General features: G+C 55.9%; 18 protein-coding genes. 5 read left to right on the forward strand and 13 right to left on the reverse strand.

Translation table 11 applies throughout. The features are described from left to right. Positions 1 to 25: 25 nt before the first annotated feature. The 5 genes from PEH01S_RS01540 to PEH01S_RS01560 all read right to left on the reverse strand — a co-directional run bounded on the left by PEH01S_RS01540 (position 26) and on the right by PEH01S_RS01560 (position 5,690). Positions 26 to 2,188 carry a LuxR C-terminal-related transcriptional regulator gene (locus PEH01S_RS01540; protein ID WP_127483698.1) on the reverse strand — a complete coding sequence of 721 codons (2,163 nt, stop codon included), beginning with the start codon at positions 2,186 to 2,188 and terminating at the stop codon, positions 26 to 28. 317 nt (positions 2,189 to 2,505) lie between these two features. Then, on the reverse strand, positions 2,506 to 3,180 hold the full coding sequence (locus PEH01S_RS01545; RefSeq protein WP_127483699.1) for a YceI family protein: 675 nt from the start codon (positions 3,178 to 3,180) through the stop codon (positions 2,506 to 2,508). A gap of 352 nt (positions 3,181 to 3,532) precedes the next feature. After that, positions 3,533 to 4,117: a YdeI/OmpD-associated family protein gene (locus PEH01S_RS01550; RefSeq protein WP_127483700.1), complete on the reverse strand. Its 585-nt coding sequence runs from the start codon at positions 4,115 to 4,117 to the stop codon at positions 3,533 to 3,535. A gap of 56 nt (positions 4,118 to 4,173) precedes the next feature. Further along, positions 4,174 to 5,013 (reverse strand): 1,4-dihydroxy-6-naphthoate synthase, encoded by an 840-nt coding sequence (locus PEH01S_RS01555; RefSeq protein ID WP_127483701.1) that lies wholly within the window; start codon positions 5,011 to 5,013, stop codon positions 4,174 to 4,176. Then, positions 5,010 to 5,690 carry a futalosine hydrolase gene (locus tag PEH01S_RS01560; RefSeq protein WP_127483702.1) on the reverse strand — a complete coding sequence of 227 codons (681 nt, stop codon included), beginning with the start codon at positions 5,688 to 5,690 and terminating at the stop codon, positions 5,010 to 5,012. Before PEH01S_RS01560 ends, PEH01S_RS01555 begins: the two co-directional genes overlap by 4 nt. Before the next feature lie 919 nt (positions 5,691 to 6,609). Here PEH01S_RS01560 and PEH01S_RS01565 point away from each other — a divergent pair. The 3 genes from PEH01S_RS01565 (at position 6,610) to PEH01S_RS01575 (ending at position 9,623) form a co-directional block, all read left to right on the forward strand. Further along, a complete protein-coding gene (locus PEH01S_RS01565) occupies positions 6,610 to 7,461 on the forward strand; it encodes a helix-turn-helix domain-containing protein (protein ID WP_174807089.1) in 852 nt (283 codons plus the stop codon). A gap of 70 nt (positions 7,462 to 7,531) precedes the next feature. Continuing rightward, positions 7,532 to 8,536, forward strand: coding sequence for an ABC transporter substrate-binding protein (locus PEH01S_RS01570; RefSeq protein WP_127483703.1), 1,005 nt, complete (start codon positions 7,532 to 7,534; stop codon positions 8,534 to 8,536). A 37-nt stretch (positions 8,537 to 8,573) separates the two neighbouring features. Continuing rightward, complete coding sequence (locus tag PEH01S_RS01575; RefSeq protein ID WP_025846630.1) at positions 8,574 to 9,623, forward strand: NAD(P)/FAD-dependent oxidoreductase; 1,050 nt, start codon at positions 8,574 to 8,576, stop codon at positions 9,621 to 9,623. Between the two features lie 135 nt (positions 9,624 to 9,758). Here PEH01S_RS01575 and PEH01S_RS01580 read toward each other — a convergent pair whose 3' ends face one another. Then, the gene (locus PEH01S_RS01580; protein WP_127483704.1) at positions 9,759 to 11,117 is read right to left on the reverse strand and encodes a sodium-dependent transporter; all 1,359 of its coding nucleotides are present in this window, start codon (positions 11,115 to 11,117) and stop codon (positions 9,759 to 9,761) included. 244 nt (positions 11,118 to 11,361) lie between these two features. Here PEH01S_RS01580 and PEH01S_RS01585 point away from each other — a divergent pair, with 244 nt between their 5' ends. Beyond that, positions 11,362 to 11,589, forward strand: a complete 228-nt coding sequence (locus PEH01S_RS01585) for a PspC domain-containing protein (protein WP_025846633.1) — start codon at positions 11,362 to 11,364, stop codon at positions 11,587 to 11,589. Positions 11,590 to 11,633: 44 nt separating this feature from the next. Beyond that, on the forward strand, positions 11,634 to 12,218 hold the full coding sequence (locus PEH01S_RS01590) for a PspA/IM30 family protein (RefSeq protein ID WP_025846634.1): 585 nt from the start codon (positions 11,634 to 11,636) through the stop codon (positions 12,216 to 12,218). 54 nt (positions 12,219 to 12,272) lie between these two features. Here the strand turns inward: PEH01S_RS01590 and PEH01S_RS01595 are convergent, their stop codons facing one another. From PEH01S_RS01595 to PEH01S_RS01625, 7 genes are all read right to left on the reverse strand, one after another. Further along, positions 12,273 to 12,911 carry a TVP38/TMEM64 family protein gene (locus PEH01S_RS01595; RefSeq protein WP_025846635.1) on the reverse strand — a complete coding sequence of 213 codons (639 nt, stop codon included), beginning with the start codon at positions 12,909 to 12,911 and terminating at the stop codon, positions 12,273 to 12,275. 46 nt (positions 12,912 to 12,957) lie between these two features. Beyond that, a complete protein-coding gene (locus PEH01S_RS01600) occupies positions 12,958 to 13,272 on the reverse strand; it encodes an MGMT family protein (protein WP_025846637.1) in 315 nt (104 codons plus the stop codon). A 12-nt stretch (positions 13,273 to 13,284) separates the two neighbouring features. Further along, the gene (locus PEH01S_RS01605) at positions 13,285 to 13,872 is read right to left on the reverse strand and encodes a DNA-3-methyladenine glycosylase (protein ID WP_127483705.1); all 588 of its coding nucleotides are present in this window, start codon (positions 13,870 to 13,872) and stop codon (positions 13,285 to 13,287) included. Positions 13,873 to 14,103: 231 nt separating this feature from the next. Then, positions 14,104 to 15,051, reverse strand: a complete 948-nt coding sequence (locus tag PEH01S_RS01610; protein ID WP_127483706.1) for an aminopeptidase — start codon at positions 15,049 to 15,051, stop codon at positions 14,104 to 14,106. 38 nt (positions 15,052 to 15,089) lie between these two features. After that, positions 15,090 to 15,761 (reverse strand): AroM family protein, encoded by a 672-nt coding sequence (locus PEH01S_RS01615; protein ID WP_127483707.1) that lies wholly within the window; start codon positions 15,759 to 15,761, stop codon positions 15,090 to 15,092. Positions 15,762 to 15,807: 46 nt separating this feature from the next. Continuing rightward, positions 15,808 to 16,755, reverse strand: a complete 948-nt coding sequence (locus tag PEH01S_RS01620; protein WP_127483708.1) for a DUF1177 domain-containing protein — start codon at positions 16,753 to 16,755, stop codon at positions 15,808 to 15,810. An 83-nt stretch (positions 16,756 to 16,838) separates the two neighbouring features. Further along, positions 16,839 to 17,627, reverse strand: a complete 789-nt coding sequence (locus tag PEH01S_RS01625) for an IclR family transcriptional regulator (RefSeq protein ID WP_173426544.1) — start codon at positions 17,625 to 17,627, stop codon at positions 16,839 to 16,841. Positions 17,628 to 17,668 lie beyond the last annotated feature (41 nt).

Below are 17,668 nucleotides of genomic sequence, written 5' to 3' on the forward strand. Positions count from 1 at the left end.
CGCCGTACGGCAGGTGAATAGGACGTCATATTTTAACTTGCAAGCCGGTTAAGTATACTTTGGCCAACGCCTGTGTCCGGTCGCTGACGCCGAGCTTTTCGTAAATTTTTGTAATATGGTTTTTTACGGTATGGGTGCTGATGAACAGCTTTTCGGCAATTTCCAGATTGCTTAAGCCGCGAAGGATCAAGTTGAACACTTCCCGTTCCCTTGGCGTCAGGGGGATATAGGACTCCATCAGCCCCGGGGAAGGCAGGTCCTTCTCCATATCCGCATCGGCCGTCCCCCTCGCCTCCCGCAGCGATATAAGACTCTCGATCACCCGCTCGCCTTGGACGAAAGCGGCAAAGGCCTGCCTCAGCTCCGGTTCGACCGCCGGGCACGGTATGGCAGCTTGATTCTCCCGGTGCCGGACATACCGCAGGACCAAGGACAAAACCTGTGCTTTCATCGAAAAGGAGGTCGTCAGCTTGGGGCCGGACTCCTGCATCAGCCCGCGGGCATCCCGCAGAAGCTTCGCACCCGGATGGCTCCCCGCCGTCCGCTCCAGAAACGCCGGCTCGCAGCCCGAGAGCATGCAGGCTTCGCTAAGCTCCTCGATCTCCGCTTCCGGCAGCCGCAGCTTTTGGGCAAACCGGCGGGCAAGCTCTAGCGCCTGCACGGTCTCGCGGTAGGCCGGTTCGTTCCACTCCGCCATGGCCGAATGCAGCAGCCCGGTCCGCTCCCGGTCCTGTAGCCGGGCCGCCCCCTGCAAATGCTGCAGCCGGATTTCTCCAAGAAGCGACAAGGCGGTCAAAAAGGGACGGTACACCGCAACCTCTTTCTCGTTATGCAGACCGACGCCCAGAATCCCTTTCACTTCGCCCGAACAAACGAGAGGAACCTCGCACACGACAATTCCATTGTCCGCCTCGAACACGGTCGGATGACGCAGCGTCCCCTCGGGACGGTTCGTAAACTGACGGACGGCCGCGTCTTGGGCGTAATGTTCCATCTGCTCCGCTGTCATGCCCCGGGAGATCGCCTGCACTCCGGTTCCGGCCGCCGGGTCCTTCCATAACATGCAGGAAAAAGCGCCTTGGATCAGATGATGCGACACATCGGCCAGCATAAACAGCACGCTTCGCGGGTCGTCCACGTCCACAATCGCTTGCGCGACGCCGAGCAGCGTGGACAACCGGGCCATTTGCTGGCTCGCCGCTTCCTCCAGCCGAACCGTATTCAGTTGCGAAGCCAACACTTGTGCAATGAGCCGGCCCAATTCGATCGATTCGGAGGTGATGCCGCCCGGAGCAAATCGTCCTCCGAACAAGACGCCGACCAACTGGTCCTTTATTTTCGCGGGGAAGCCGACGAAGGCTTGGGGATGAAGGCCTTTGTCGGTAAAAAAGCCTCTCCGCGGATCCCACGTCACATCTTCCCAGTACCCCATTTTCTCCGTTAGCCCGATCTGACCCAGAAAGCCCTCTCCCAAACAAGCCTGGGCGCCAATCAGCTTCTCGCAGTCCTCTCCGCCAACCATATATTGAACACACAGCCGCTCGTCCTCCCCGGAAATGGCGAATCCGGCAAAATCCAGCTTCGCTGCGGCCATAAGCCGCTCGGCCGCGGTTTGGAGGACGGCAGGCTCCGCCGCCCCGGCTTGGCCGAACAAGTCGTGAACCCGCTTCAGGTCGCGGGCATGCGCTTCGTCGCTTTGGGCTTGCCCGAGCCATACGGAGGCGATGTCCGCAAACTGCGCGACCTTCTCGACCAGCTCGTCTTTTAACGATTCCGGGGTGTCGGGAACCAGGTCCAATGCCCGGCGCCAATCGTCGGCATCGTCCGCAAAATCGGTTTCAATGATGCGTCTGATCAATTCCCGGCTTTGCTTCTCGATGATCATACCGGACCAGACGTAGAAGGCCGGCTGCTCTCCGATCTTGAAGGGCATGACGATCATCTTGGGTCCCCGCAAATACTGATACACGACCGGTCTCAGCTTCCAGCCGACTTCGCGGATGATCGCGGCAAGCCGCTCCTGCAAGGAGGGCTGCGGCTGCTCCCATATTTTACGCGCCAGCGCCTGATCCCCGGAAATCCGGGTCAGCGGAGCGCCGGCCGCGTCGGTAATGAACATCGAAAGCCCGCAGACTGAGGAATAAGTATCCTGTACACGCTGCAATTTCTTGATTTGCGTTTTCCACATCGGTTATCCGTCCTATCTGCGTCTTCATGCTGTACGTAGTGAAAAGCAAGATCGTCTAGGTTTCTTATTCTCCGGTATGCTCACACTATAATCAAAGAAAATTGCCCTGACAAGATGAAAAGGACACAAATCGGCCAACTTTTGGATGGTCTGAAAGCATTATCTTCCATGTTTTCGGCGGGATTAGGACGACGGTGGAAGGTGGCGGCCCCGAACGGATGCCAAAGCGCAAAAAAACGCGCCGATGCGCAGGCTGCAGGCCGTTATAGCGTCGGGTCCTGCAGCCTGCGAACGCGCGATTGCGGTGCACGGGCGGCTTACTTCTTCAGGATAAGTCTTAACTGTACGGTCACGTTGTTCTCGGTGGATACGACCACCGCGTGAGGATTTTTCAAGCCGAAATCTTCGAAGGTCACGATCGTGCTGCCTTCCATGCGAATGGCGTCTTGGCTGTAAACCGCGTCGCTCTTGAACGTAACGTCCTTGGATTTGCCGTTCACGGTAAGCGTGCCGGTCATGTCGAAGGAAACCTTCTCCCCCTCTTTCCACGTCTTAGGGAAGTTCTCGAATGACTTTAAGGTGAATTTGGCTTCAGGGTTCGCAGCGGCGTTCAGGAACTTCTCTCCTCTGATATGCTCGTCCCGCTGCGAGTTGCCGGATGAGATCGATTTGAGGTCGAGCGCCGCCTCGGCTTTCATCTTGGACGGGTCGGACGAATTGAGCGTCCAGCTTCCTTTCACCGCGCTGCCTTCGAAGTTTACGGTTTCCTTGGAGGTCGTTACCGAGAAGTATACTTTGGAATCCGGGCCGATATTCCATTGCCCGTCCAGCTTGCTTGCTTCAACGGCTCCCCCGGCAGCCTGTGCCGAAGCATTCGCAGGTATCACATTCTGTACCGCCACATGGTTCCCGGCATAATAATCGTAAGCGGCATAGCCTCCGACGACGATGACGACAGCACCTACGGCAAAAGCGACCAACTTCAGTTTCATAATGATGATTCCTCCTCTGTCATATGAGCTGCGTTGCAGCCTGTTTTGTTCATGGGCCTTTGCGTTGGCCCTCGGCCCCCTTCAACTTCACTACATAATGTAGTGCTATTGACCAAAAAAAAATCCTTGTTCACCTGATGCCAAGATAGGTTGTGTTCAGCTTCGATAGCTCACGGCATCCTCAGCACCGGTTACACTACAAAGAGTAGTGTATTAAAGCGTGAACTTTGCGCCTTTTTCGTTCCTGAGGCCTATCGTAACGGGTCTTCCTTAATTTTAACTGAAGCGAAGATTAAAATAAGATTAAAAAAATTTGGCGAGACCCTCGGGCGGAAGGCCTCGCTTGATTTTTCTACGGGTAAATCTTCTCGCCGCGCTCCAGCATCGACACGAATTGCTGAATTCGTTTCGCCCGCGTTTCCGCCTTTTTCGCGCTGTGGATACGAAACAGAACGGCGTACCGGTTCTGGCTGTCGAGCGATTCGAAGAAAGCTTTGGCTTGCGGATTGCGGTCCAATTCGCTTTGCAAATCGTCGGGCACGGCGGCGCGGCTTTGCGGCTCATACGCCTTGTCCCACTGCCCGTTCCGCTTCGCGGCTTCAATGGCCAGGAGGCCGGGAGGCCGCATCCGGCAGCTGGCGATCAGCGCTTCCGCTTTGTCCTTATTGACCTTGGACCAGATGCTTTTCGCGCCGCGGGGCGTAAACCGTTGAAGCCAGGTGCTCTCGTCGTAAGCTTCCTTCCGGCTGTCGATCCAGCCATAGCACAAGGAGCTTTCCAGCGCCTCCTGGTACGTTATCGTAATGACATCCGCTTGCTTCTTCGCCAGACGCAGCCTGACTCCGGCCGATGTGGCATGGTTCTGCTCCAGCCAAGCTTCCCAAGACGGCTGGTCTGCAAATAATAAGACCGGCAGCTCGCTCTCTTTCTTGGACATGCGTTTCGCCTCCCGGGCCAAGTCGTTTATCTGTCGGTTGGTTGGTCCCCCGCTCCTCAGCGCAGCAGGGACAAGTCGAAGGACGGAACCAACCCTTCCTTCGCCGCCCGGCCCAGCAGAGCCTCAACCGCGCCGTAGCCGCTCTCGCCCAGATTCGCCGTATACTCGTTCACGTACAGGTCGATATGCGCGCGTGCCACTTCCGGAGACAGCTCCTGCGCATGGCTCATCACATAGTCCTGAGACGCTTCGGGATGCGCCCATGCGTACTTGACCGAGGCGCGGGTCCATTCGGCAATCGCCGTCCGGTCCAGCGACCGGCGGACGATAATCGCTCCGAGCGGAATCGGCAGGCCCGTATCCGTCTCCCACCAGCTGCCGAGATCGGACAGCAGAGTCAAGCCGTACGAAGGGTATGTGAACCGGGCTTCATGGATGACCAGCCCGGCATCCACTTGACCGTCGCGCACCGCGGGCATAATCTCGTGAAACGGCATCACGACGATCTCGCCCACGCCGTCTGGCACCTGCTGCGCCGCCCACAAGCGGAACAGCAGGTACGCGGTCGAGCGGTCGCTCGGCACCGCGACCCGGCGCCCTGCCAAGGCGGCCGGACCTTCGGCGCTGACCGCCGGATTGTTCGTGAGCACCAGCGGCCCGCACCCACGTCCGAGCGCGCCCCCGCAAGGCAGCAGCGCGTAGTCGGACAGCACCCACGGCAGCGCCGCGAACGATATTTTGAGCACGTCCGGCCCCCCGGGCTCCGCCGCGAGCCGATTGGTAATATCGATATCCGCATACGTTACGTCAAGCTTCGGAGCACCGGGAACCAGCCCGTGAACCCAAGCGTGAAACACAAACGTATCATTCGGGCAAGGAGAAAAAGCGATCTTCATCGTAGCACCTCCAGTAAAATTGCACCCGCCGCTTCCAACGCGTCCAGCGCCTCTTTGATCCGCCAGGCTTCGCGGTCGCGCGGGCCGACCGCATTCGAGATGGCGCGAAGCTCAAGCACCGGCAGCCCGCGGTCGCGGGCAGCTGCCGCCACGCCGAAGCCTTCCATGGCCTCGGCCGCAGCTCCCGGCACCCGGGCCGCCAGCTCCGAGGCGGTCGCCGCCGTGCCGGTCACGGTGGACACCGTGAGCACCGGACCCGTATGCGCCGGCAGCCCGGCTCTTTGCAGCGCCTCCGTCAATCGCGCAGCGAGAGAGGCATCGACCGCGATCCGGCTGGAGCCGAAGCCCAGCTCGTCCACACTGCGGAAGCCTTCGGGCGTCTCGGCGCCCAGATCGGCGGCGATGATCGCGTCCGCGACCACCAGCGAGCCGATTTCCGCCCGGCCGGGAAAGCCGCCGCCGATTCCGGCGCTGACGACCAGGCCGTATCCAGCCGCAGCCAAAGCCTTCGTGGCGCTTGCGGCAGCCGCAGCCGGGCCGACGCCTCCGGCCACGACGTCGAACCTGGCGTCGCCCCGCAGCCCGCGCAGCACGGCATCTCTCTCGGCCGCAACGGCCGTTATCACCAATACGCGCAGCCCCGTCTGTTCGCGGCTGGCGTTGCTTTCATGACCCATCGTTACCTTCTCCTTCACGGCACCCTTTTTCTCATCAGGTAATGGCTATCCACGAGGACAACTGTCTTTCTTCTTTTTACTTTAATACTTCTAAGGAATTTAGTAAACTTTCTGCCGCAGCCACGCCGTCGGCATAGATTGCTTTTGAAGAAGATAAAAGAGGGCTTTCGTCTAGCGACAAAAAGTTATTGAAGCTCTTACACCATCACAGGCCAGTCACTTCCCGATTCCAAGAATGAAACGATGAACATAATAATTGCAACTTCGTTAATCATCATCCCCTATTCCATAGTGGGAAAAGTAATGCGGTCAAGTGAAAGCAAACGTCGAAGGAACGCCTCTTTCGAATCGGGTTCTGTGGTGGAAATCGATTTTATCGAAAGAGCGGCCTTTTTCTAATTTTCTGGGTATCTTATTTTGGTCGTTGCGGAAGGAAAAAGGATCAAACAGCTTGATATCGAAAAAGAAAAGCAAGCCTATTTAGACGGACAAAAAACAGTTAAAAGAATTACGTAAAGAGCTCGATCTTCCAGCAAATAATCTTAAATAAAAAGAAAGCACTCTTATCCAAAAAAATGACCCTTGTTCGCATGGCTTGCGGCAAGGGCCAATCTTTATTTGGATGTCCTTTGCAAATTATTTTCATCAGACATTTGCCCCCGGCTGCCGCCAAGATCGGAAGCGCCTCTTGTTAAAGAAATGGAGTTTCTACTTGCTCTAACAAGTGAATTTATTCAGCTTAGCTTCTTTTGCGCCCCATTCTTAGGAAATTCCTTCCGAAATGAGATTGATTATCAATATCAATATAGGTATGATTAAGTTGTGCGGTTTTACCAGGAGGAAGGCGACCGCTCGTCCCAGCGGGGTGGAGTGGATGAGCACATCGCGCAGCGGCGCTTGATTGCAGGAGGTGTGTGAAATGAAGATAGACATCAACAAGCTTGCCGAGCATTTTGCGCGTACCTCTTTTCAAGTGGAACAAGTCTGTCGCTATGTGCGCGGTCCGGGCATGAGCTGCGATGACTATACGGAGCCTTTCCCGGGCTTTGTATTCCCATTAAGAGGAAAGGCCGAGTTTGATTTCAGCGGAACGTCCTATACGCTTGCCCCGGGTCATGTAGTGCACGGCGGCGCCCGTATGCCACTGAATCGGAGGGTTCTCGGCGACACCGGATGGGAGTACTTACTTGTTTTATACCGGGTCTGCGCGCCCGAGCCGTCCGGATTTTCCTTGTCCCAAGCGCATTTTCAGCTTACCCCGGGACAAAGCCCCCGTTTGACGGAGCTGCTTGAGCTTTTGTGGCGCTCTTCAGGTGAGCCGGGCGGGATTTCCGCTTTTCAGACAGAAACGTTGTTTCGCTGCGTCTTGGAGGAACTGTTTGTCTGTGTGCGAAACCAAAGCAACGATGGCGAGCAAGCGTTATTCGAGCAAGTATCCAGGTACATACACGAGCATTATATGGATGGACTTAGCGTACGTGCTTTGGCTGAACAAAATGACATCAACGAAAATCGCTTGTTCTATGTCTTCAAGAAGTATGCGGGCATGGGCCCCGGCAAGTATTTGATGGCCTATCGTCTGAATCGGGCGAAGGAATGTCTGCTGGCTAACGACGCGCCGATCGGCGAGGTGGCGAAAGGCGTCGGCTACGCAGACGCTTTATATTTCAGCCGTATCTTTAAAAAACAGGTGGGCGTCTCTCCGGCCGAGTTCAGGGGGCGATTCAGGAATAATCCATATGGATTTCAGGATGGCTCCATTCCTCTCTAAAATGCGTTTTGCTAAACTGACCGTAGCTTCGTTTTTCAAGCAAAACTCAAGTCACAACGGAGGAGTCAGAATGAAAGCACTCATGAGACTATTCGTCTCTATCGCACTTTTGGCGGGTATTTTAGCCGGTTGCGCCGAAACGCCGAAGCCTAACAACGGTTCAGCAGCAAACAGCACAGCCCCGGCCAAGGAGGGAAGCGCCACTCCCGAAAAAGCCTCTCAGGAAACGGGAAAATGGCCGAGAACATATGTCGATGCTCTTGGACGCGAGATCGTACTGGAAAAAAAGCCTGAGAAAGTAGCTCTTTTGTTCTTCCGCAATTTTGAGCATTTGTTTTTGCTGGATGAATCTCCTGCAGCGGCGACAGACCTGAATGTTCTGAAGGAATGGGAATCCCTCGCTCCATATAAGGACAAACCGATTGTCGACATCGGTTCCATGACGAGCCCCAATCTGGACAAGCTGCTGGAAATCAGCCCCGATCTCATCATCATGGTCTCGGGTCGGTACGGGAGCTACGGCGACAAGCTGGAGAAAATCGCCCCGGTTGTAACGGTGGACAGCAATGAAAACAATTGGCAAGGCGCGCTGCGGGAATACGGAAAAATCTTCGGCAAAGAGCAAAAGGCCGAGGATGAAATTACACGGATTCAAACATTGATTGCCGATTCCAAAGAACAGTTGAAAAAATTCAGCGACAAAACCTTTGGCGTGATCATGTTGGGTGACAAGCAATTTTGGGGCTTTACCACACAGTTTGTTTTCAACAAGGAAAGCGGTCTTGCTTTAAACCCGCCAAGCAAATACGTAGCCATGTCGACAAAAGGGGAGCAGATCTCCCTGGAAGGGCTGGCAGCGATGAACCCCGATTATATGTTTGTTGCTGACATCGGAGGCTCGTCGAAAAAATTGCAAGGCTATCTGAAAAACCTGGAAAGCGATTCTGCCTGGAACTCTCTTCAAGCCATTAAGAACGGGCATATGTACGCCCTGGACAGCTCGATTGCGGCGGGTGGGCCGTTGGGAATTGAGCTGGGGGTCAAAACGATCGTGAAACATATTTTGGCAAAATAGAGCGCGTCGCTAAGCTTAGCAAAGGAGAGGATCACGGATGAACAACGAGGAACTGTTTGACGTCACGATTATCGGCGGAGGCCCTGCCGGGCTGTTCGCATCTTTTTACAGCGGTTTAAGAGAAATGAAGACCAAGCTGATCGAATATCAGCCAAGACTGGGCGGGAAAGTCCATGTCTATCCGGAAAAAATGATTTGGGATGTCGGCGGTCTGACGCCAACGCTCGGTGAGAAGCTGATCGAGCAGCTTGTTCAGCAAGGGTTAACCTTCGATCCTACTGTGGTATTGAATCAAAAAGTAGAGCGGATTGAGCGTGGCGAAAACGGCGTATTCGTCCTGCATACTTCTGCAGGCGAGCGGCATTACACCAAAACCGTCATTCTTGCCATCGGCGGGGGAATTTTGGAGCCGCAAAGAATCGATTTGGAGGGCGCCGAGAAATTCGAGGTATCCAACCTGAGCTATACCGTCAAATCACTGAGACGGTTTAAGGATAAAACCGTCATCATTTCCGGCGGAGGAAACTCGGCCGTCGACTGGGCAAACGAGCTGGAGCCGATCGCCAAGCAGGTGTATTTAACTTATCGCAAAGATACGCTCTCCGGGCACGAGGCGCAGGTGAAGCAGCTGCTGAACAGCTCGGCCAAGTGCTTCTTTAACACGACGATTACGAAGCTGATTGCGGCCTCCAACCAGGAGAAGATTGAGCGGGTGGAACTGACCAACCATGAGACGGGCGAAGTACAGGAGCTGACCATTGACGAAGTGATTATCAATCACGGCTATGAACGGGACAGATCGTTGCTGGAAAATAGCCAGGTGAAGCTTGAGATGGCCAATGAGTACTTCCTGGCCGGACAGACAAACAGCGCTACATCCGAGCCGGGGATTTTTGCAGCGGGAGATATTATTTCGTACGAAGGGAAAGTGCATTTGATTGCCGGAGCGTTTCATGACGCGGCCAATGCCGTCAACCAAGCCAAGCTGTACATTCAGCCGGAAGCCCATGCAAGCGGAATGGTTTCTTCCCACAATGAAATTTTTCAGAGCAGAAACCGCGAGCTGATTAAGCAATTGATAAAATAGTTTTGTTGCTTATCTTGTTTGGCATTACCGCAGTGTCGTATTAAATCATATGGATATAAAAATGACTGTCGAACATTTGTCGACAGCCTGAGAAGGGCAGGAGCCCTTCTCTTTTTTTATCCCATCCTTCCCGTCCTAAAAGGACAGAAGGCCAACCGAATACAAGAACACCAGAATAATCAGAATCGGCGATACGACTCTCAGCAGGAACATCCAAGCGCGGTACCAGAAGCCGCTCAGGCCCGCTTCTTCCCCGGCCAATTTCCACGCATAGCCGGTAAACAGCGTAACGACCAAGCCGCCCAGCGGCATGAGCACGTAAGACGTCATAAAATCGACCAAGTCAAAGATCGACTTTCCGCCAAGGGTGAAGGAGCCGAGCACGCCGCCGACCGAGAGGGCCGACGGGATGCCGACCACAAAGCACGCGACGGACACGATCACGGCCGCTTTCTTCCGGGTCCAGCCCCAGCGGTTCATCGCATACGCAACCGGAACCTCCAGGATGGAGACGGCGGAGGTCAGCGCGGCAATCGCGAGCAGCAGGAAGAACAACCCTCCGAAGATCGCGCCAAACGGCATCTGGGCGAATGCGGCAGGAAGCGCCATGAACGCCAGGCCTACCCCTTCGCCAGGCTTCAAACCGTAAGAGAAGACGGTCGGAAATATAACGATCCCGGCAATAAACGCGTAAATCAGATCCCCGAACCCGATCGCCAGCGTTGCGCTGCCAAGGGATTGTCTTTTATCGACATACGATCCATACGTGATCATGATGCCCATCCCGAGCGATAAGGAGAAGAAGGCATGCCCTAATGCAATGAGCGCGGACTCCGCGTCCAATTTGGAGAAATCCGGCTTCAAGAAAAACTCGACCCCTGCGCCTGCGCCGGGAAGCGTAAGCGAACGGACCATCAGCACCAGCAGGATGATCAGGAAGCCCGGGATCAAAATTTTATTGAACTTCTCGATCCCTCCGGAGACGCCCCTCGCAATAACCCAGCCGCTGAGGATCATAACGGCCGCTTGCCAGAACACAGGCCAGGACCCGCCCGCGAACGTGACGAACTTGTCCTTGTAGTCCGTACCTTGCTGGAATAACAGCCCTGTAAACGATTCCACAGTATAATGCAGCGTCCACCCAGCTACGACGGCATAGTAAGACATGACTAAAAAAGCGGTAAGGACGGATAGAAATCCCAAGTAGCCCCATGCTTTTTTGTTGGTCAGCTTGTAGAAAGCTAGCGAAGCGTTCGCCCGGCCGCCCCGCCCAATCGTCATCTCGGCCAGCAGCACCGGCAGCCCCACGACAATCAAACAACCGATAAACAACAGGAAAAATGCGGCTCCCCCATGCTTGCCCGTAATATAAGGAAACTTCCACATGTTGCCGAGCCCTACCGAGCTCCCGATCGCGGCAAGAATAAAGCCGCTTGAAGTAAACCGTTCCCCCTTGGCTTTAGGAACGTTCTCAGCACCTTGATCGTTTTTCATATTCTACTCCCCAACTTTTATAGGATAGCATTAGTATAAACAAATTATGGCCGTTGTCTAAAGGTAAAATTTTACATTTGTTCCGACTTTGGTAGAATTGATTCCCCTCCTTAGGTCCAGTTCAAAAACCGACACAGGTCGGTTTTCGCAAGACCGCATCCGGACTACAATTAAGACATGAAGCAAGCACAACTCAAACGACTAATGAAAACGAAAGATATATATTTCGAAAGGAGAATGTTTTATGAACAAAAAATTATTCCGCTCCCGCAGCAACAGCAGACTTACCGGCCTTTGCGGAGGCCTTGCGCATTACTTCGGCCTGGACGCGACGCTCGTTCGCCTGCTGGTCGTCATCGCCGCCTTCTGCAGCTTCGGAACCGTCACGCTGATCTATTTCGTTCTCAGCCTGCTTGTCCCGAAAGCGCCGTACGACGACTACGCAGTCATGAACTCTTATCATAACTACTAATCTACGCCAAACGATAAAATACAACAAAAGGAGCATGAATAACCATGGGAGTTTTAACCCGACTGTCCGATCTATCGAGAGCCGCCGCACACGAGGCGTTGAGCAAGCTGGAGGACCCGGTGATGATGCTGAATCACTACCTCCGCACCATGAAAGAGGAAATCGACGCGGTCCAGCGGACGCTGAACAAGCAGTCCGGCGCGGAACGGTCGCTGAAAATGCAAATCGACGCCTACAACCGGCTGGCCGCCCAATGCGAGAAAAATGCGGCCGAAGCGCTGGCCGACGGTCGCGAAGCGGAAGCCCGCCAAGCCGTCGAAGCGAAGCTGCATTATCTGGATAAGTCGCTGGAATGCTCGGAGTGGTACGTAGCCGCCAAGCAGCGTTCGGAAGAGCTCTCGCAGCAGCTGGAGGAAACGAAAGCGGCTTACGCGGCCATGCAGGAGAAGCGCACGGAGCTTATCGCCCGCGCCCAAAAGGCGGAAGCCCAAGTCAAGCCTTCGGCGCCCCGCTTCCTGTACAGCATCGAGGGCGGCGCTGCCGCTCGCGGCTTCGAGCGGATCGAAGAAAGAATTATGCAGTCGGAAGCGCTGGCCGAGCTGAACCGCCGGCCTGCCGTTCAACGGTAAGTCTTGTCTATGGATCAACAAAGAGAGGGCCTAAACTCAACGGCCCTCTCTTTTTCATGCGTTCCGGTCGCTCTGTACCGGCTCCTTGCTTCGCTTCCATTGCCGGTAAGCCAATAGCGTGACCGCCAGGAAGCCTCCGTAAATTCCAATGGTGAGCCATACCGCTCCCGGCTCCGTCATCAAAGTATCGCCCACGAATGCGAACAAGAGCATCGCCGGGATTTTGCCCAGCGCGGACGACGCGGCATAAGCGGCAAAGGAAACGCGGCTTAAAGCGGAATACGCATTGATGACAATCGACGGAATGAAAGGAATGAGCCGGGCGAAAAGGATGGTCAGAAAGGCATTCCTTTCGAACAGAACGGTAACCTTGCCAAGACGCTCGTAGCGGTACAGCATGCGCTCGCCCCATTCCTGATACCCGTAACGGACAAATAAAAACATCAGCAGCGAAGCCGCCGTCGAGCCCGCCCATGTGATCGCCGCGCCGAGCACCGGCCCGAATGCCGCGCCGATGACCCCGCCGACAACCGGATAGGGAATGACCGGAAACAGGGCCATGGCCGTAGCCGCAAGGATGACCAAAGCAATGCTGTTGGGGGCTTGAAACCACGCCACGAGCTCTTCGCCGTGCCTGTAGATGACATAAGCTGCGGCGGCGTAGAGGAGGGCTAAGCTTATTTTTTTGGACATGAACCTTCTCCCCGGAATGGCATTTATGATCTGTGCGAGAGAGCCGTTACTCGCCATGCGGAATGAAGCGCCACCGGTCCAAGTCCACTTGTCCGTTGTCGTCCACCTCGACGCCTTCGTGCCGCAGATATAACATTTGGAGCATGCGGCCTTCCTCGTGCCGGATCGCAATTTCCCCTTGGGCATTGACCACCCGGTGCCAAGGGAGCCCGTATTTGCCGCTCGACGAATGAAGAATGCGCACGACTTGTCTGGCCCCTCTCGGACTTCCGGCCAGCCCGGCGATTTGACCGTAGGTCATCACATGCCCTTCCGGAATGCCTTGAATGATCTCGATGACCCGCTGCGTAAATGGGTTCATCCGCTACCTCCTCTATTTCGAGACAAACCGGTTGCCGCCGATCCAAAAGCGCCATGGATAATCGCGGGCTTCGCCGCTGTTCGCAATCCCGATTCGGGTACCGGTCTCCATCGGCCCGAACGTCTTTCCTTCGGCGATATAGAGCGGCGGCTCGAAGAGAGGTCTTCCGTAATCGTCCATCGTAATACCGAGCGCTTTCGTCAGCTTCCCCGGGCCGCTCGTCAGCTCCTGCTCCTTCTTATCCCGGCCGCGCCGTTCGTACATAAGCTCCGTTCCCGTGCATGGCTCGACCGCCCGAATCAACACCGCCTCCGGATGGCCGACCGGCCCGCTGACCACATTGACGAGACAATGCGTATGCATCACATAGGTATAGGCGTGGCCGGGAGGGCCGAACATCACTTCCGTTCGGGGCGTCCTCCGGTTGCCGAAGCTGTGCGCCGCCCGGTCTCCCGGGCCTATATAGGCCTCGGTCTCCACAATCCAGCCCGATGCCGTACCGGCTGCGGTTTCCTTCACAAGCAGCATGCCAAGCAAGGAACGGGCCAGCTCCAGCGTCGGCTGCTGAAAAAACGAAGCGGTGATAGGCTTAAATGACATGACAGGCACCTCACATGGAATCACTCTGGCCGAATTCTCCTTAAAGCCAAATTGTAAATGGAATGCCTCTTCGAAGCAAGTTCGGCGCGGAAGCCAAAAGCATGCCCTCAATACGCGCTGCACTCCCGGTCATCCTTATCCCGGGCTTGTCGCGGAAAAAAAGCGCCGTTAAGGAAAGGAACGTATCGCGTCCCCCTTAACGGCGCTTGGGATTGGAACAGGCTCATCGGGTTAAAGCAGCAGCCTGCCCTTGTCTAAAATAAGCATATCGTCGATATAGACGTCAGGCCGGTTTACGACCAGATCGATATGGACTCCGGCTTCCACGGTTCCGCCGAACGTGTGATTGCTGCCGAAGGCCACATGGATCGTGCCGTATACCTTCTCGTCTTCCAGCACGATGCCGGTAATTCTGGCCTTGTCGTTGGTGCCGATGCCGAACTCGCCGAGGAGCCGGCCGCTGCCCTCGCCGAGCTTCCGAAGCAGCTCCTCGGCCGCTTCTCCCTGCGCATCGGTGAGGCGTCCATTCTCCACCGTGATTGTCACCGGGCTCTGGAGCTTGCCGATATCCGCAATCGAGCCGTCGACCACGATTTGTCCCGAAGCGGACCCTTCCACCGGAGCGACATAGCCTTCTCCGGACGGCAGATTTCCTGACTCTCCCGGATTCACATAGACGCCGGTGCTTGGAATGCCGCTGCGCCCTTCGATCGAGAAGGTCAACACCTTGCCGTCCTTCTCGATCCTTACCTGCTTGCCGCGGCTAAGGAGATCAGCCACCTGCTCGGTGACCTGCTTCACTTTATCGTAATCGGCCGATATCGCGCCTTCGAGGAACATATCCCGGGTAATGCCCGGCATCGTTGCCAACCGGACTCCTTGCGCAACCGCCTCTTTGCGCGCTTTCGTATGGGTGAGGGAATGCTCGGTCGCACAGATGACAACATCGGCCAGCTTCATCGCCTCGCTGACCGGAGACGGCGGCTCCTGGCCCGACTTCTCCCGCTCCTTCATCACCATCAGCATTGCCTCGGCTCCCAGCTGCTTCCCGGCCTCGTACAACGCTTCGCCGATGTCTTTCTTCCGGTCGTCGGCGACAACTAGCAGCTTCTCGTGCGGCTTGAGCCCAAGACAGCTTTGCAGCAGACCGCCGCTTACTTTGATCAAAGACGTATCCATAGCCTAACTTCCTATCTTGCGAATTTGACTTGCACCGTTCAGATCATCTCCGAAATCACCTTGGCCATCAGCGCGTTGGACAAGATCACGGGCAGCCCCGTATGCCTCGCGACAAACGCCCTCATCGCTTCCGTATATCCCATGCAATCGAGCAGCACGATGTCCGCCTGGTCCTTCAGCTGCGCGCATGCGGCAAGCGCCTGCTTTTCCTTGAAATCGTACGGCGAAGCGGCTGCGATGAACGGGTCAAGCCCGCGATGCCGCCATTTCTCCGCCAAGGCCTCCTGCTGCTCGGCCAAAGGAACGAGGACGCCGAACCGCATGCCGCGAACCATCGCCGCGACGATCGGAGCAAGCAGCTCGTCAGGCTCCAGCAGACGGGCTTCCTTCGTCGTCAATCCGTCGAAGACCCCTGTGCAGAGAACAACAATTTGCCGGCAGCCCAGCTCTTCGAGCCAATCGATCTTGTGCTGTAGCACCGGCGCGATTTTTTCCCTTGCCATCACGACGGCGTCGCCGTTGGCCAGCCGCGAGGTCAGCACATAGTGTTCCGGGCCCGGAGACAGCGAGGCGGCGATTTCTTGCTTGGTCATCCCATCCAGAACGCCGACCTGAAGCAATTCAACCCGGTCCCCCAGGTGCCGCTCCAGAATCGGCGTCACGTCCGGGCGGGGCGCTTGCCCGATGGTGACGGTACCTAATTTCTTCATTCCAGCCATCTCCGTTTCTGCCCGCGTATCTGAACCGGACCGGGTATTAGGCGTTGACCGACGTGCCGCCCATCGTCTGAAGAACCTTCATCGAGCCGTAAAGCTGCTGGATTTTCGCAAATTCGTCCTTGCTGTAGAAGGAGCAGGTGCCGTTCGTGACTTCCTTCGCCGTTTCGACGGCAAATCTCACCGCGGCGGCAATATCCACCTCGTGGCTGGCTCCTGTGCCGCAGCCCGGGACGGTCGATTGTGCGGTAATCGCCAGCCCGACCACCGGCGCGTTCGTGGCAACCGCAGGCTGCAGGATGCTGTTGATATGGTACAGATCGTTGCCGTAAGGTGTAATGTCCTGCATCGTAATCGGGAAGGTGACCGGATGCTGACCGGTGGTCATCTCCATAATGCGCAGCAAATCGTCGCTGATCCGCAAAATATAGCCTTCCTTGACGGTCGGCGAAATCGTGATGCCTTTATGGTTGATAACCCGGTTGCCCTTCGTCGTATCGATGGACAGGATCGCTTCCATCTCCGGAACGACCTCATATTGATTCATAGTCAAAATATCGACGGGAGAATCCATGAAATCGACCGGCTCATGCGGCCGGGTCGGCGCATCCGGGCAGATGTGCGTCGTGACGATCACGTCGCCTTGAAGATGATCGCCCTTCCGCTTCATGTCCGCCAGCTTCAGCGCGCTGGCCACCGCAGCCACGGCGCCGTCCGCATCGGACACGATGCCGATCCGGGACGGGCGGGCACCGATGCCGCCCAGGCGTCCGATAATGCCGAACGTCGGCGCGGAACCGCCGCTTCGCTTCCCTTTCGTGCCCGGGATGACGATTTTGACAAAATCGGTCGAGCCCTTCTCCCCGTGCACCGTCTGGACGGTGACCTCAACCTCCGGATAGGCGGCGAACAGATCTTTGATTTGCTGTCCGTTAACATAAGCGCTATCCATCGTTTCATAGACAAGCAGCGTTTGCTGTAAAGACATGGTGTCATTCCCCTCTCCTCTTCGAAAACTTGCGTTTTATCCGATCGATCGGCCTCGGCGGGCGGGAATGCTGACATTCGTTGTCAGGATATCGGATGGCGCCGTCCGGCAACCGAAGAGATGCTCAGCTTGTGCAGGCACGCTTCAATCTCGTCGCGCTTTCTGCGCATCATATCCAGCACCTCCGACACCTTCGCTTCCGGCATCCGGTACTCCGGCCCGGCGAGCGTAAGCGATGCTACGATTTCGCGCCGCTTGTTAAAAATCGGGAGTGCAATCCCGAATGTCGCATCGGAGTATTCTCCGACGGAGTAAGCCCAGCCCGCCTGGCGGATCGCCGCCAAATCCTCCAACAGCTTCTCCGGATCGATGACCGTCTTGCCGGTCTTGGGCTTCAGGCCCTTATCGATGATCGCCTCCTGATCGGCCTTCGGCAAATACGCCATAATGACCTTGTTGGAGGCTCCGGCATAGAGCGGCGTCCGGTCTCCGACCGAGGACATCGCATATTTGATTCGTTGCGGGCTTTCCGCGATTTCCACGCAGATGCCTTCATGATCGTCCAGCCAAGTGAGGAACACGGATTCGCCCGTTTCCTCGGACAATGTATGCATAACGGGCAGGATCACATCGGAAATACGGAGGTTGTCCCTGATAATCGAACCGTATTCCCATAGCTTCGTTCCCAGCTCGTACTTTTTCGTTTCGTCATTCTGAATCAGGAATCCGCGGGACTCGAAGGTCGTCAAGATGCGGTGAACGATCGAGTGGCTCATATCCATCTCTTTTGCCAATTCCCGCACGCCCCAAGACGGCGTTTCCCTTGTGAAATATTCCAAAAGCTCCAGCGCATTATCTAACGTTTTCAGCATGATACTTTGCCCCCAAACCCAAAATTGCCCATCACTTTTAA

Origin of the sequence: Paenibacillus ehimensis NBRC 15659 (assembly GCF_004000785.1) — a bacterium.
Lineage (GTDB): Bacteria > Bacillota > Bacilli > Paenibacillales > NBRC-103111 > Paenibacillus_G > Paenibacillus_G ehimensis.